Genomic DNA, 16,453 nt, shown 5'->3' with positions numbered 1-16,453 from the left:
AAGGAACGGCCTTGAACCCGAGCCCCGAAGAAGCCGCCAGCCTCACGGACACGGAAGCGAAGCTCGCGGCGTGGTGGAAGGACCTGCTGGGCGTGGAGGTCGTGCGCCCGGAGGACCACTTCCTGGAGATTGGCGGCAACTCCCTGATGGCCACGGTCCTGTCCAATCGCATCGAGAGCGAGCTGGGCGTGGAGGTGTCCATGGTGGAGCTGTTCAACACGCTCCGGGCCGTGGCCGCGCTGTGCGACGAGCTGCGCCAGGAGCAGACCGCTTGAGCTGGGCCACCCCCTGAGGGTGGCCCCCTTCCCCGCTTTCCCCCGAGCGAGACATGACGACCGAGCAGCCCGGCTCCCCTTCCGCCTCCGCGCCGAAGTCCCAGGCGAGGCCCCGTCGTCGAGCACCGCCCGTGGTGCCCGTCCCCCGTGACGCGTTGCCGCCGCTCTCCTTCGGGCAGCAGCGGATGTGGTTCATCGAGCAGCTCACGCCCGGGGGCATCTCCTACAACGTCCCGTACTTCGCGCGGCTCACCGGCGCGCTGGACGTCCCCGCGCTGGAGCGGGCGCTGGCCGTGCTGGTGGAGCGGCACGAAGCGCTGCGCACCACCTTCGCCGTCGTGGAAGGGCAGCCGGTGCAGCGCATCGCGCCGTCGCTGTCCCTGCCGCTGCGAGTGGAGTCGCTGGAGGCGTTCCCCGCCTCCGAGCGGGAGCAGGCCCTGCGACAGGCCGCGGAGGCGGAGGCGCGCGTGCCCTTCGACCTGGGCGCGGGACCGCTGGTGCGCGTGCGGCTCTTGCGGCTGGGGGAAGCGGAGCACGTGCTGCTCCTGATGCTGCATCACATCTGCTGCGACGGCTGGTCGCTCACGGTGATGGAGCGGGAGCTTCAGGCGCTCTACGCGGCCTTTCGAGCAGGCACGACGCCCGCGCTGCCCCCGCTGCCAGTGCAGTACGCGGACCATGCGGTGTGGCAGCGGCGGTGGCTCCAGGGCGAGCACCTCCAGCAGCAGCTGGAGTGGTGGCGCGGAGAGCTCTCTGGGGCGCCCGCCGAGTTGGAGCTGCCCACGGACCGTCCCCGTCCCGCGGCGCAGTCCACGCGGGGCGCGGTGTACCGCCACGCGCTGCCTCCAGGGATGGGGAAGGCGCTGGAAGCGCTGTGCCGCAAGCAGGGCGTGACGTTGTTCATGGCGCTCCTGGGTGGGATGCACCTGCTGCTCTCGCGGCTGAGCGGCCAGGACGACCTCGTCATCGGGTCGCCCATCTCCGGGCGCACGCGTCAGGAGGTGGAGCCGCTCATCGGCTTCTTCATCAACACGTTGCCCCTGCGCGTGCGGGGTGAAGGCTCGCTCGGCTTCGGGGAGCTGCTGCGCCGCGTACGCAAGACGTGCCTGGACGCGTACGCGCATCAGGAAGTGCCCTTCGAGCAGCTGGTGGACGCGCTCCAGCCCGAGCGCGACCTGAGCCGCCCACCGCTGTTCCAGGTGTTCTTCACGCTCCAGCACTCGGCCGTGCCCGCGCTGGAGCTGGCGGGGCTGCGCACGTCCGAGCTGGACTTCGAGCCGGGCGTGTCGCGCATGGACCTCACCGTCTTCCTGCGCGAGACGCCGGAGGGGCTCGTGGGGCTCTGGGAGTACAGCACCGACCTCTTCGACGCCGCGACGGTGGCGCGCTTCGCGGAGCACTACACGCGCCTGCTGGAGGCCGCGGTCGCGGAGCCGGAGCGCCCCGTGGCCACGCTCCCGCTGCTCACCGCGACGGACCGGCAGCGGCTGCTCGACCAGGGGACGGGAGCGGCCGTCCCCTACCCTCGTGATGCGTCCCTGCCCGCGCTCTTCGCGGAGCAGGCCGCGCGGACGCCCGGCGCCGTGGCCGTGGAAGCGGGAGGCCAGCGGCTCACATACGCGGAGCTGGAGACACGGGCCCACCAGCTCGCGCACCACCTGCGTGGGCTGGGCGTGCGGCTGGGAGCGCCGGTGGGTCTGTGCGCGGGCCGGTCGCTGGAGATGGTCGTGGCGACGCTCGCCATCCTCAAGGCAGGGGGCGCGTACGTGCCGCTGGATCCGGGCTATCCCCCCGAGCGCCTGGAGCTCATGGCGCGCGACGCCCGCATCACCGTGCTCCTGCTGGAGCAGGGGCGCGAGTCCTCGCTGAAGGAGTTGGCCTCACGGGTCGTGGTGCTCGACCCGTCCTGGCGGGCCTTCGAGGATCAACCGCGGGCCGCGCCCGACGTGCAGGTCCCCGCCGAAGCGCTCGCATATGTCATGTACACGTCCGGCAGCACCGGGCGGCCCAAGGGCGTGGGCGTCCCCCACCGGGCCGTGACGCGGCTGGTGAAGGGCGTGTCCTACGTCCGGTTCGGCGCCGAAGACGTCGTCCTCCAGCTGGCCACCACGTCGTTCGACGCCGCGACGCTGGAGCTGTGGGGCGCGCTGCTCAGCGGCGCGAAGCTGTTCCTCTATCCGCCGGTGACGCCGTCGCTGGAGGAGCTGGAGGCGACGCTGGAGCGCGAACGCATCAGCGTGATGTTCCTCACCACGGCGTTCTTCGAGCAGATGGCGCTGAACCGGCCCGCGGCGCTCGCTCGCGTGGGGCAGGTCCTCACGGGCGGCGACGTGCTGTCCCCGCTGGCCGCGCGCAAGCTGCTGGACGCGGGCCGAGCGGTCACCAACGGCTACGGCCCCACGGAGAACACCACGTTCTCCGCCACGTATCAGGTGAAGCGGGACCTGGATGCGCGGATGCCCGTGCCCATTGGCCGGCCGTTGGAGAACTCGCAGGCGCTGGTGCTGGACGCGCGCCTGGAGCCGGTGCCGCCCGGCGTCGTGGGCGACCTGTACGTCGGAGGCGACGGCCTCGCGTGGGGCTACCTGGGCCGGCCGGAGCTCACCGCGGACCGCTTCGTGCCCCATCCCTTCAGCGGCGTCCCCGGTGCCCGGCTGTACCGCACGGGCGACCGCGCGCGGTGGCTGCCGTCCGGCGAGCTGGCGTTCATGGGGCGCGCGGACACGCAGGTGAAGCTGCGCGGCTTCCGCATCGAGCTGGGAGAGATTGAAACCGCCCTGCGCCACCTCCCCGGCGTGGAGGACGCCGTGGCGGAGGTGCGCGAGTACGCCCCCGGCGACAAGCGGCTGGTGGCCTATGTGACCGGCGCGGACGTGGACGTGAACATGCTGCGCTCGCGCCTGTCCGCACAGCTGCCGGCGCCGCTGGTCCCGGCCGCCTTCGTGAAGCTGGACCGGCTGCCGCTGACGCCCGTGGGCAAGGTGGACCGAAGGGCGCTCGCCACGCCCGTGGGCGACGCGCTCGCGGAGGACGCCTACGTGGCGCCCGTCACCCCGACGGAGACAGCAGTGGCCGAGGTCTGGGCCGCGCTCCTGGGCCGCACGCGCGTGGGCACGCAGGACTCCTTCTTCGAGCTGGGTGGACACTCGCTGCTCGCGACCCAGGTGACCTCCCGGCTGAGGGAGACGTTCCAGGTGGACCTGTCCGTGCGGGTGCTGTTCGAGGCGCCCACGGTCACCAGCCTCGCGGCGCGCATCGATGCGCTGCGGAGGGAGAGCAGCCGGATCCAGTCCCTCCCGCTGGTTCCCGGTCCCCGGGACGGCTGGTTGCCGCAGTCGTTCGCGCAGCAGCGGCTGTGGTTCATCTCGCAGCTCGACACGCTGGGGTACTCCTACAACGTGCCCATGGTCACCCGGCTGCGGGGCGCGCTGGACGCGGACGCGCTGGAGCGGAGCCTCGCGGAGATCATCCGGCGGCACGCGGTCCTGCGCACCACGTTCGACGAGGTGGACGGCCAGCCGGTGCAGCGCATCGGACCGGCCTGGGACTTCACGCTGGCGAGGACGGACGTGGAGGCCGCGAAGCTCCCGGCGCAGCTGGCCACGGAGGCCCGGCGAGCGTTCGACCTGCGGCGCGGTCCGCTGATGCGGGGGCTGCTCCTGCGCGTCGCGGACGACGACCACGTGTTGATGCTCGTCATCCACCACATCGTCTTCGACGGGTGGTCCATCGACGTGCTCCAGCGCGAGCTGAACGCGCTCTATCCCGCGCGCGGCCAGGGCACCTTGCCGCCCCTGTCCCTCCAATACGTGGACTACGCGCGGTGGCAGCGTGAGTCATTCCAGGGGGAGGAGCTGGAGGACCAGCTCGCCTGGTGGCGGGAGGCACTGGCGGGAGCACCGCCCGTGCTGGACCTGCCCACCGACAAGCCGCGTCCGCCCGTGCAGACCTTCCAGGGCGCGAACTTCGAGGTGCTGCTGCCCCAGTCCCTCCATGGCTCGCTCCAACTGCTGGGACAGCGCGAAGGCGCCACGCTGTTCATGACCTTGCTGGCGGGGTTCCAGGCCCTGCTCGCGCGCTACAGCGGCCAGGAGGACGTCGTCGTCGGTTCGCCCATCTCCGGCCGCAACCGCCGCGAGGTGGAAGGACTCATCGGCTTCTTCGTCAACACGCTCGCCCTGCGCGCGGAGGTCTCTGGCTCGCGGTCCTTCCGGCAGCTGCTGCGCGGGGTGCGCGAGAGCTGCCTGGGTGCGTTCGCGCACCAGGACCTGCCGTTCGAACAGCTCGTGGACGCGCTCAAGCCGCCGCGAGACCTGAGCCGGACGCCCCTGGTGCAGACGATGTTCGTCCTGCAGCGGGCCGCGACGCCGCTGTCCCTGCCCGGCCTCGCGGTGGAGGACCTCCCGTTCCAGTCGGGCGTCTCCCGCTTCGACCTCATGCTGTTCATGCGGCAGACACCACAGGGGCTCGTCGCCTACTGGGAGTACAACACCGCCCTCTTCGAGGAGGCGACCGTCGCCCGGATGGCCGGGCACTACGTGCGGCTGCTCGAAGACGTCACCGCGAACCCTGAGCAGTCCCTGTCGGACCTGTCGCTCCTGTCGCGGGAGGAACGCGAGCAACTCCTGGTCGCGTGGAACAGCCGTGAGGAACGGCTCCCCGCTCCTGGGCTGATCCACGTCTGGGTGGAGGCGCAGGTCGCTCGGACACCGGTAGCGGTCGCGGTGTCGAACGGCGCGGAGTCGCTGACCTACGCGCAACTGGATGCACGCGCCAACCAGTTCGCGCACCACCTCATCGCCCTGGGCGTCACGCCGGGAAGCTCCGTCGGGCTGTGCCTGGAGCGCTCCCACCTGGACATGCCCGTCGCCGTCCTCGCCACCCTCAAGGCCGGCGCCGCCTACGTCCCGCTGGACCCGAACTATCCGGCCGAGCGACTGGCCCTGATGGTGGAGGACACGCGAGCGCCAGTCGTCCTCGCGCATGAGGGCTTCGTGCGTGCACTGCCGCCGGATACCTCCGCGCGCATCGTGACGATGGAGACCGTCTCGCTGGCGTCTCGCCCCACCACGTCTCCGAACGTGAAGCTGTCGCCCGAAGCGGTCTGCTACGTCGTCTTCACCTCGGGCAGCACCGGCCGGCCCAAGGGCATCGCCATGTCCCACCGGGGCATCGGCAACATGCTCGCGTGGCAGACCCGTCGCGCGGTGCGCGTGGAGGCCACCACGCTCCAGTTCGCTTCGCTCAACTTCGACGTCTCCTTCCAGGAACTCTTCGGCACCTGGTGCATCGGTGGACGGCTGCTGCTCAGCTCGGCGGAGCTGCGCCGCGACCCACCGGCGCTGCTGCGCTACCTCACCCAGCACCGCGTGGAGCGCCTCTTCCTCCCCTTCGTCGCGCTCCAGTCGCTGAGCGAAGCAGCGCGCACCGCGACGGAGCTTCCCCCGCTCAACGAGGTCATCACCGCGGGCGAGCAACTCCAGGTCACCCCGGCCATCGTCGCCTTCTTCGAACGGCTGCGCGGCTGCGTCCTCGAAAACCAGTACGGTCCCTCGGAGACCCATGCGGTCTCCGCGTGGCGTGCCTCGGGTGCCCCGAGCACCTGGCCCGCCCTGCCTCCGGTGGGCACGCCGCTGCCTTCGGTCCAGGCCTACGTGTTGGATCCGCGCCGCGAGCCCTGCCCTGTCGGCGTTCCTGGCGAGCTGTACGTGGGCGGTGAAGGGCTCGCGCACGGCTACCACGGCCGGCCAGACCTCACCGCGGAGCGCTTCGTCCCCTCACCGTTCAGCTCCACGCCGGGTGCCCGCCTCTACCGCACGGGCGACAAGGCCCGCTGGCTCGCGGACGGACAGCTGGAGTTCCTCGGCCGCCTGGACGGTCAGGTGAAGCTGCGCGGCTTCCGCGTCGAGCCAGGCGAAGTGGAGGCGGCCCTGCGCGTCCTGCCCGACGTGCGCGATGTGGTCGTCGTGGTGCGCGAGGACACGCCGGGCCACAAGCAGCTGGTGGCCTACGTGGTCCAGCCGGAAGCGTCCTTCTCACCGGAGGCGCTGAGGCAGGCACTGGCGCGACGGCTGCCGGAGCACATGGTGCCCTCCGCCCTGGTGCGCATGGACGCGCTACCGCTGGGCCCGAGCGGCAAGGTGAACCGCAACGGTCTGCCCGCCCCCAAGGAGGAGGCCGCGGACGACACCGGCTTCCTGGCCCCGATGACGGCGGTGGAGAAGGTGATCGCCGACATCTGGGCGGCCCTGCTCGTGGTGCCGCGCGTGGGCCTGGAGGACCACTTCTTCGAGCTGGGTGGGCACTCGCTGCTCGCCACGCAGGTGGTCTCCCGGCTGCGAGAGGCCTTCCAGGTGGACCTGTCCCTGCGCGTCCTCTTCGAGGCGCCCACCGTCGCGCAGCTCGCCGCGCGGTTGGAGGAGCAGCTGCACGGAGCGAACCGGAGGGCCGTCCCGCCGCTGGTACCCCAGCTTCGCGGCGAGCTCGTTCCGCAGTCGTTCTCCCAGCAGCGGCTGTGGTTCGTCTCGCAGCTGGACACCAGCGCGCACGCCTACAACCTGCCCCTGGTCACCCGGCTGCGGGGACGGCTGGACACGCACGCGCTGGAAGACGCGCTCAACGCCCTCATCCGGCGTCACGAGGTCCTGCGCACCACGTTCGACGAAGTGGACGGCCAGCCGGTGCAACGCATCGGGCCCGCGTGGAAGCTCACCCTGAAGCAGGTGGATGCGGATCCGCGCGTTCCGCTCCAGCGCCAGGTGGAGGCCGAAGCGCACGTGCCCTTCGACCTGCGGCGAGGCCCCCTGCTCCGGGCCACACTGCTCCGGATCGCGGACGAGGATCAGGTCCTCATCCTCAACTTCCATCACAGCGTCTTCGACGGGTGGTCCATCGCCCTGCTCCAGCGGGAACTGGATGCGATCTACCTCGCCCGGCGCCAGGGCACGGAGGCCGAGCTCCCGCCCATCTCCATCCAGTACTCGGATTATGCGCTGTGGCAGCGCGCGTGGTTGCAGGGCGACGTGCTGGAAGAACAGGTGGCGTGGTGGCGCGAGCAGATGGCGGGGGCACCGCCCGTGCTGGACCTGCCCACCGACAAGCCGCGTCCGCCCGTGCAGACCTTCCGGGGCGCGTACATCGAAGTCCCCTTGCCACCCGCGCTGACCAGCGCCCTCGTCTCCCTGGGCCAGCGCGAGGGCACCACGCTGTTCATGACCCTGCTGGCGGGCTTCCAGGCCCTGCTCGCGCGCTACAGCGGCCAGGACGACGTGGTGGTCGGCTCGCCCATCTCCGGCCGCAACCGCCGTGAGGTGGAAGGACTGCTTGGCCTCTTCGTCAACACGCTCGCCCTGCGCGCGGATGTCACCGGCTCGCGCTCCTTCCGCCACCTGTTGCGCGGCGTGCGCGAGAGCTGCCTGGGCGCCTTCGCGCATCAGGACCTGCCGTTCGAACAACTCGTGGAGACACTCAAGCCGCCACGCGACCTGAGCCGCGCGCCGCTGGTCCAGGCCCTCTTCGTCTTGCAACAGGCGGCCGTTCCGTTCTCGTTGCCCGGGCTCCAAGCGCAGGACGTCCCGTTCCAGACGGGCGTCTCCCGCTTCGACCTCATGCTCTTCGTGCGCGAGTCGGAGCAGGGGCTGACGGCCTTCTGGGAATACAACACCGCCCTCTTCGAGGAAGCGACCCTCACCCGGATGGCAGGGCACTACGTGCGGCTGCTCCAAGGAGCGGTCCGCCATCCCGAGCAGCCCCTGTCGGCCCTGCCACTCCTCTCCGAGGAGGAGCGGCAACAAGTCGTCGTGACGTGGAACGCCGCGAAGGATGTCTCATTCGAGCCCGGGCTCATGCACCGCTGGGTGGAGGCACAGGTCGCACGGACACCGGAATCAATCGCGGTGACGAACGGCGCGGAGTCGCTGACCTACGCGCAACTGGATGCACGCGCCAACCAGCTCGCGCACCACCTCATCGCCCTGGGCGTCACGCCGGGAAGCTCCGTCGGGCTGTGCCTGGAGCGCTCCCACCTGGACATGCCCGTCGCCGTCCTCGCCACCCTCAAGGCCGGCGCCGCCTACGTCCCGCTGGATCCGAACTATCCGGCCGAGCGACTGGCCCTGATGGTGGAGGACACGCGAGCGCCAGTCGTCCTCGCGCATGAGGGCTTCGTGCGTGCACTGCCACCAGACACCTCCGCGCGCATCGTGACGATGGAGACCGTCTCGCTGGCGTCGCGCCCCACCACGTCTCCGAACGTGAGGCTGTCGCCCGAAGCGGTCTGCTACGTCGTCTTCACCTCGGGCAGCACCGGCCGGCCCAAGGGCATCGCCATGTCCCACCGGGGCATTGGCAACATGCTCGCGTGGCAGACCCGTCGCGCAGTCCGCGCGGAGGCCACCACGCTCCAGTTCGCCTCGCTCAACTTCGATGTCTCCTTCCAGGAGATCTTCGGAACCTGGTGCATCGGTGGCCGCCTGCTGCTCAGCTCGGCGGAGCTGCGCCGCGATCCACCGGCGCTGCTGCGCTACCTCACCCAGCACCGAGTGGAGCGACTCTTCCTCCCCTTCGTCGCGCTCCAATCGCTGAGCGAAGCAGCGCGCACCGCGACGGAGCTCCCCCCGCTCAACGAGGTCATCACCGCGGGCGAACAACTCCAGGTGACCCCGGCGCTCGTCTCCCTCTTCGAACGGCTGCCCGGGTGCATCCTCGAAAACCAGTACGGCCCTTCGGAGACACACGCCGCCAGCGCCTGGCGGGCTTCAGGACCTCCGAGTACCTGGCCCGCGCTTCCTTCGGTGGGTACACCGCTGACCAACGTCCAGACCTACGTCCTGGATGCACGCGGGAACCCGAGCCCCGTCGGCGTCCCGGGAGAGGTGTTCATCGGAGGCGAAGGGCTCGCGCACGGCTACCACAACCGGCCAGACCTCACCGCGGAGCGCTTCGTGCCCTCCCCCTTCAGCTCCACGCCGGGCGCTCGCCTCTACCGCACGGGTGACAAGGCCCGCTGGCTCTCGGACGGGCAGTTGGAGTTCCTCGGCCGCCTGGACGGTCAGGTGAAGCTGCGCGGCTTCCGCGTCGAGCTGGGCGAAGTGGAGTCCGCCCTGCGCGTCCTGCCCGACGTGCGCGATGTGGTCGTCGTGCTGCGCGAGGACACCCCGGGCTTCAAGCGGCTGGTGGCCTACGTGGTGCAACCGGAGACGGCCTTCTCCGCCGAGTCGCTGAGGCAGGCACTGGCACGACGGCTGCCGGAGTACATGGTGCCTTCCGCCCTGGTGCGCATGGACGCGCTGCCCCTGACGCCCAGCGGCAAGGTGAACCGCAACGGCCTGCCCGTTCCGACGGAGGAGGCCATCCCCGGCACGGTCTACGTGGCCCCGGTCTCCGCGGTGGAGAAGCTCATCGCGGACATCTGGGCACCGCTGCTGGGCGTGCCGCGCGTGGGCACCCAGGACCACTTCTTCGAGCTGGGCGGCCACTCGCTGCTCGCGACCCAGGTGGCCTCGCGCCTGCGTGAGTCGCTTCAGATGGAGCTGCCCGTGCGCATGCTCTTCGAGGCCCCGACGCTCGCGGAATTGGCCGCGCGAATCGAAGCCCTGCGTCAGGAAGCCCATCCCGTCCAGGCACCGTCCCTGGTGCGCACGGAGGCCGGGGACTCCGCGCCCCAGTCCTTCCCGCAGCAGCGGCTGTGGTTCATCGACGCGCTCGCACCGGGCGGGTTCGCCTTCAACGTCCCGCTGTTCATCCGGTGCAAGGGACCGCTCGACGTGGGCGCGCTGGAGCGGTCGCTCGCGGCGCTCATCGACCGTCACGAGTCCCTGCGCACGGTGTTCGCGGAGGAGAATGGCCAGCCCGTCCAGCGCGTCCTGCCCTCGGTCCCCTTCGCGCTCGCCTTCGAGCGGCTGGAGGACGTGCCGCCCCCGCAGCGCGACACCGTCCTGCGCCAGCGGGCCGAGGAGCGGATGCGCCACGTCTTCGACCTGCGCTCGGGTCCACTGCTGACGGCGACGCTGCTGCGGCTGGACGCGGAGGACCACGCGCTCTTCCTGCTCATGCATCACATCATCACGGACGGCTGGTCCACGGACGTGATGGGGCGCGAGCTGGGCATCCTCTATGACGCCTTCACCCGGAACCAGACGCCGCGCCTGCCGCCGCTGCCCATCCGGTACACGGACTACGCCCGCTGGCAGCGCGCGACGTTGCAGGGCGAAGGGCTCGACGCGCAGCTCGCGTGGTGGAAGCGGCAGCTGGACGGGGCACCCCACGCGCTGGAGCTGCCCACCGACCGGCCGCGTCCGCCCGTGCAGGCCCAGGCGGGCGCGGCCCACATGGTGCGGATCCCCGCCGCGGTGGACGCCGCCGTGCGAGAGCTGTGTCACCAGCAAGGCGTCACGTCCTTCATGGCGCTGCTCGCGGGCTTCCACGCCCTGCTGTCGCGCTACAGCGGCCAGGACGACGTGGTGGTCGGCTCGCCCATCTCCGGCCGCAATCACCGCGAGGTAGAGGGGCTCATCGGCTTCTTCGTCAACGCCCTGCCCCTGCGAGTGAAGGTCTCCGGCGCCGAGTCCTTCCAGGTCCTGCTCGCCCGGGTTCGTGAGACGTGCCTGGGCGCGTACGCGCACCAGGAGGTGCCCTTCGAACAACTGGTGGACGCGCTCCAGACGCCGCGAGACCTGAGCCGCACGCCCGTGTTCCAGGCCGTGTTCGCCCTCTTCAAGGACTTCCCCGGCTTCCCCCTGCGTGGACTGGAGACGGCGCCGGTGCCCTTTGATCCAGGGCTCGCGAAGCACGACCTCACCCTGTTCATGCGCGAATCCGCCACCGGGTTGCTGACGCACTGGGAATACAACACCGCGCTCTTCGACGCGGCGACGGTGGAGCGCATGGCCGGGCACTACCTGCGCCTGCTGGAGCAGGTGACGCGAAACCCGGAGCGCCCGCTCGCGTCGCTGTCGCTGCTGACAGAGGCGGAGCGCCAGCAGTTCCTCGTGGAGTGGAACGACACCGCGCTGGATGTTCCCGCGGACCTGCGCGTGCCCTCGCGCATCGCGGAGCAGGCGCGGCGGAGGCCGGAGGCGCTCGCGCTCGCGGGCGATGGACAACAGCTGACGTTCGGGGAGCTGGAGGCCCGGTCGAACCAGCTGGCGAACCTGTTGTGCGAGCAGGGTGTGCAGCCGGAGACCGTGGTCGCCCTGTGCGTGGACCGCACGCCCGGCTACGTGTGGGGCGCGCTGGGCATCCTCAAGTCGGGAGGGGCCTATCTGCCCATGGACCTGACGTGGCCGGAGGCCTGGTGGCGGCACGTGCTCACGGACAGTGGCGCGCGCATCGTCGTCACGCGCCAGGCCTTCGCCTCCCGCTTCGAGGGATGCGGCGTGCGCGTGCTCTGCCTGGATTCGGAGCCCGCGCTAGAGACGCAGGCGGTCACCGCGCCCGGCGTGACGCTGCACGCGGAGGCGATGGCCTACGTCATCTACACGTCGGGCAGCACCGGCAAACCCAAGGGCGTCGCGGTGACGCACGGGACGCTGGCGAACCTCGTCGCGGGGCTCGGCACGGCGGCGAGCATTGTTCCGGGAGACCGGGCCACGCTGCTGACGGGGCTCGCGTTCGACGCGACCGTCTTCGAGACCTGGCCGTCGCTCACACATGGCGCCAGCCTCCACCTGCCCACGGACGAGGTGCGCGCGGAGCCCGCCCGGCTGGTGCGGTGGCTCGCAACGGAGGGAGTCACGCTCACCACGCTGCCCACGCCCATGGCGGAGGCCGCGCTGGAGCAGCCCTGGCCATCCGGCATGCCGCTGCGCCGGGTGCACGTGGCCGGGGACGTGCTGCACCGCCGTCCGGGGCCCTCCGTTCCGGGCCAGTGGCTCAACTGCTACGGCCCCACGGAGAACACCGTCATCGCGACCTCCGGCGTCGTGAAGCCCGAAGCACCTGAAGGACTGCTGCCCCCCATCGGAAGCCCGGAGCCCAACGTGCGCGTCTACGTGCTGGACCGCGCGGGACAGCCCGTGCCGGTGGGCCTGTGGGGCGAGCTGTTCCTCGGTGGCGCCCAGGTGGCGCGCGGCTACCTGGGCCAGCCCGCGCTCACGGCGGAGCGCTTCGGACCGGATCCTTTCTCCCGCGAGCCCGGCGCGCGCCTGTACCGCACGGGCGACGTGGTGCGGTGGCTCGCGGACGGCGCGCTGGAGTTCCGGGGCCGCGCGGACTCGCAGGTGAAGCTGCGGGGCTTCCGCATCGAACTGGGCGAGGTGGAGGCCGCGCTGCTCTCGCAGCCCACGGTGAAGGAAGCGGTGGCGCAGGTGCGCGAGGACGTGCCGGGACAACGCCGGCTGGTCGCGTACCTGGTGCTTCGCGAAGGGGCCACGTTCGCGGTGGACGCGCTGCGGGCCTCGCTGCGGCGGTCGCTCGCGGAGCACGCGGTGCCGTCGGCGTTCGTGGTGCTGGAGCGGCTGCCCCTCACCGCGAACGGCAAGCTGGACCGCAAGGCCCTGCCCGCGCCGGACGTGCACCGGCCCGAGCTGAGCGAGGACTACCGCGTCCCCGAGGCAGGCCTGGAGCAGACGCTGGCCGCGCTCTGGGCCGAAGTGCTGGGACTGGAGCGCGTGGGCGCGAGCGACAACTTCTTCGACCTGGGCGGCAACTCGCTGCTGCTCCAGTCCGTGCACGCGAAGCTGGAGGCGCGGGTGGGCCGCAAGGTCCCGCTGATCACACTCTTCCAGTACCCCACGGTGCGCGCGCTCGCCGGGCACCTGTCGCCGCCGAAGGACATTCCACCGACAGCGGCGCCCGCGCCCGCGCAGGACCCGGGAGCGCAACGGCGGGACAACCTGCGGCGCATGGCCCAGCGGCGCGGCCGTCCGGGCTCCAGCTGAGCGCCTCGTTCACGGAAGGAACGCCGCGAGCTTCGCGCCCAGCCCTTCGGCGTTCCCGCCCGTGAGCATCGACTGGTGGTCGCCGGGCACGGTCTCCACCCGGAGCACCGCGCCCGAGTCCAGCCATTCGAGTTCCACGTGTTTCGGCATGTACTCGATGACTGTCGCCGCGCGGAAGAACTGGAGGGTGCCGCCCTCGAAGCGGGGCATGGAGTAGTCGCGCAGGGCCGTCATGTTCGCCTCCCAGACGCGCACGTAGCGCCGCTGCTGCTCTGGATCCGCGAGGACCTGCTCCTGCGCGAAGCCCACTTCGCCCGCCCGCGCCCGAGCGATGTCCCCGGGGCCCGGCGTGTCGAGCATCGCGCACAGCGGCACCGCGTGGCCTTCCGCCGTCAGCCGGCGGGCCATCTCGTAGACCACCGCGCCGCCGAACGACGCGCCCACCAGCAGGTATGGCCCCGCGGGCTGCAACGCGCGCAGGCCTTCCAGGTAGGCCGTCGCCATCTCGTCGACGGACGTGTGCAGCGGCCCGTCCGGCTCCAGGCCCCGGGACTCGAAGGCGTAGGCGGTCCGGCCCGCGTCGATGGCGCGCGCCAGGTCGCGGTAGAACACCGCCTGGCCTCCCGCCGCGTGCACGAAGAAGAGCGGTGGACCACGAGTGCCCTGCTGGAGCAGCGCGACCCCGGGCGGCAGGGACCGGCCCTCCTCCTGGCCTCCCAGCTTCCGCGCCAACAGCTCCACCGTGGGCGCGGTCAGCATCTCCTTCAGCGCGAGCCGCTTGCCGAAGCGCTCGGAGATCATCGCGAGCAGCCTGAGCGCGACCAGCGAGTCTCCGCCCAACGCGAAGAAGTCGTCGTGGATGCCCACGTCGTCCAGGCGGAACAGCGTCTGGAAGCACTCGACCAGGGACTGCTCCGTGGCGTCACGGGGTGCCACGCGCTCACCGCGGCGGCGAGCCCGCTCCTTCGGCTTCGAGGATCCGGTCGCCTTCGCCTTGGCCGCCATGGCGTCGCGTGTGACGGGGCTCGGCGCGGCGTCATCCAGGCTGTAGTGCTCGCGGTCGAAGCTGTAGGTCGGCAGGTCCACTCGCCGGCGCCGCTCGCCGTCCCGGAGGTGTTCCCAGTCCACGTCCACGCCCGCGGCCCATGCTTCGCCCAGGGCCGCCAGGGCGCTCCCGGGCGCATCGCCCTTCGTTGGCAGGGTGGCCATCACGGGCTGCGTCTTGCGCGCCGGGTGCTGCCGCGCGAGCGCGGTGAGCGTCGTGCCCGGGCCCACTTCAATCAGCGCACGGTCGCCGGACTCCAGCAGGCAGCCCAGCGCCTCGGAGAAGCGCACCGTGTGCCGCAGGTGCCGGACCCAATAGTCGGGAGACGTCGCCTCGCGCTCCTGGAGCCACCGGCCGGTGAGGCTGGACACGACGGGCAGCGAGGGCGCGCGGAGCTTCACGCGGGCCACCTCCCGCGCGAAGCCTTCCAGGTACGGCTCCATCATGGAGGAGTGCGCGGCGCGCGCGTAGCGCACCCGCTTGTGCTCGATGCCCCGCGCCGTCAGCGCCTGCTCCGCGGCCTCCAGCTCCGGCAACGGGCCAGAGAGGACACAGGTCTCCGGGCCATTTATGGCCGCCACCGACACGGCCGGCCCCATGAGCTCCGGGATCTGCTCCACGGGCGCGAGCACGGACACCATCCCGCCCGGGGGCATCGCCTCCATCAAGCGTCCGCGAGCGACGACGAGCCCCAGCGCCTCCTCCAGCGTGAAAACCCCCGCGAGGCACGCGGCCACGTATTCGCCGAGCGAGTGCCCCAGCAGCGCTTCCGGCTTCACGCCCCACGACAGCCACAGCTGCGCGAGCGCCCAGTCGCAGACGAACAGCGCGGGCTGGGACCACAGCGGCCGGTCCAACTCGCGGGCCGCCGCGTCGAAGCGCTCAGGCCCGGCGAAGAGGATGTCGCGGAGGTCCGCGCCCATGGGACCGCGAAGCCACTCCGAGCACCCATCCACGGTCGCGCGGAACGCGGGCTCGCGAAGGAACGCCTCGCCCATGTTCACCCGCTGCGCACCGCCGCCCGGGAACAGGAAGGCCACGCCGCGAGACTCGCCCTCGTCGAACACCGTGCGGATCCGAGGAGTCGCATCCTCACCGGCGGAGGACCGTCCCTCCAGCAGCGCCGCCGCGTCCTCGCCCTGGCGGACCACGACGAAGCGGCGCCACGGGAAGCGAGCACGCCCCACCTGCAACGTATGCGCGACATCCGCGAGCCAGGCTCCAGAAGCCCCCTGCACGCGCTCCGAGAGCGCCGAGGTCATCCGCTCCAGCGCCCCCTCCGTCTTCGCGGACAACAGCAGCACCTCTTCCCCGCGCCGGGGCGCGTCCGTCTCCGGAAGAGCCGGCGCCTCCTGCAACACCACGTGCGCGTTCGTGCCGCCAATCCCCAGCGCCGTCACCCCCGCGCGCAGCGGCAGCGGGCCGTCCCACGCACGCGCGCTCCCCACCACCTGGAAGGGGCTGCCCTCCAGCTCCAGCATCGGGTGCGGCTTCGTGAAGTTCAGCGTCGGCGGCAGCGTGCGGTGCTCCATCGACAGCACCGTCTTGATGACCCCCGCCACGCCCGCCGCCGCGTCCAGGTGCCCGAAGTTGCTCTTCACCCCGCCCAGGCCACATGCGCCCGGCGACACGCCCTGGAACACCTGCTTGAGCGCCGCGACCTCGATCGGGTCCCCCAACGCCGTCGCCGTCCCGTGCGCCTCCACATAGGACACGTCCGACGGCGCCACGCCCGCCACCGACAGCGCCTCGCGGATGACCGCCGTCTGCCCCTGCACCGAAGGCGCCGCGAACCCCGTCTTCGCGCCCCCGTCGTTGTTCAGCGCCGTGCCCAACACGATGGCGCGGATCGTGTCCCGGTCCGCCACCGCGTCCGCCAGCCGCTTGAGCACCAGCACCCCCACGCCATTGCCCACCGCCGTGCCCGCCGCGTTCACGTCGAACGGCCGGCAGCGCCCATCCGGCGCCAGGATGCCGCCCTCCTGGTTGCGGTGCGCCCCCAGCTGCGGCGTGCGGATGGACACGCCCCCCGCGAGCGCCAGGTCGCACTCGCCCGCGAGCAGCGACTGACAGGCCAGGTGCAACGCCACCAACGACGTGGAGCACGCCGTCTGCACCGTCATCGCCGGGCCCGTCAGGTCCAGCTCGTACGACACCCGCGTGGCGAGGAAGTCCCCGGAGAGCCCCAGCGCCCCCGCCAGCCCCGCGGCCACGTCCCGCCCTCCGTACGTCGTGAAGCCCGCCCCCGCGTACAC

The 16,453-nt window shown here is 71.6% G+C and carries 3 protein-coding genes; 2 read left to right on the top strand and 1 reads right to left on the bottom strand.

Annotated features, from left to right (window positions below; genetic code table 11):
* Positions 1 to 11: 11 nt before the first annotated feature.
* Entirely contained in the window at positions 12 to 275 is a 264-nt protein-coding gene (locus D7W82_RS05150) for a phosphopantetheine-binding protein (protein ID WP_120617261.1), read from the top strand.
* Positions 276 to 328: 53 nt separating this feature from the next.
* The gene (locus D7W82_RS05145; RefSeq protein WP_120617260.1) at positions 329 to 13,153 is read left to right on the top strand and encodes a non-ribosomal peptide synthase/polyketide synthase; all 12,825 of its coding nucleotides are present in this window, start codon (positions 329 to 331) and stop codon (positions 13,151 to 13,153) included.
* A 9-nt stretch (positions 13,154 to 13,162) separates the two neighbouring features.
* Here the strand turns inward: D7W82_RS05145 and D7W82_RS05140 are convergent.
* Positions 13,163 to 16,453: type I polyketide synthase (locus D7W82_RS05140; protein ID WP_120617259.1), on the bottom strand; the 3,291-nt coding region annotated here is incomplete at its 5' end.

This window comes from Corallococcus sp. CA049B (assembly GCF_003611685.1).
Classification (GTDB): domain Bacteria; phylum Myxococcota; class Myxococcia; order Myxococcales; family Myxococcaceae; genus Corallococcus; species Corallococcus coralloides.
Note: the sequence above shows the minus strand (reverse complement) of the source record. Positions and strands in the feature narration are given on the sequence as shown.

What these genes read in the sequence shown, in the direction of transcription:
- D7W82_RS05145 (WP_120617260.1), top strand. Translation starts at nt 329, where the DNA reads ATGACGACCGAGCAGCCCGGCTCCCCTTCCGCCTCCGCGCCGAAGTCC.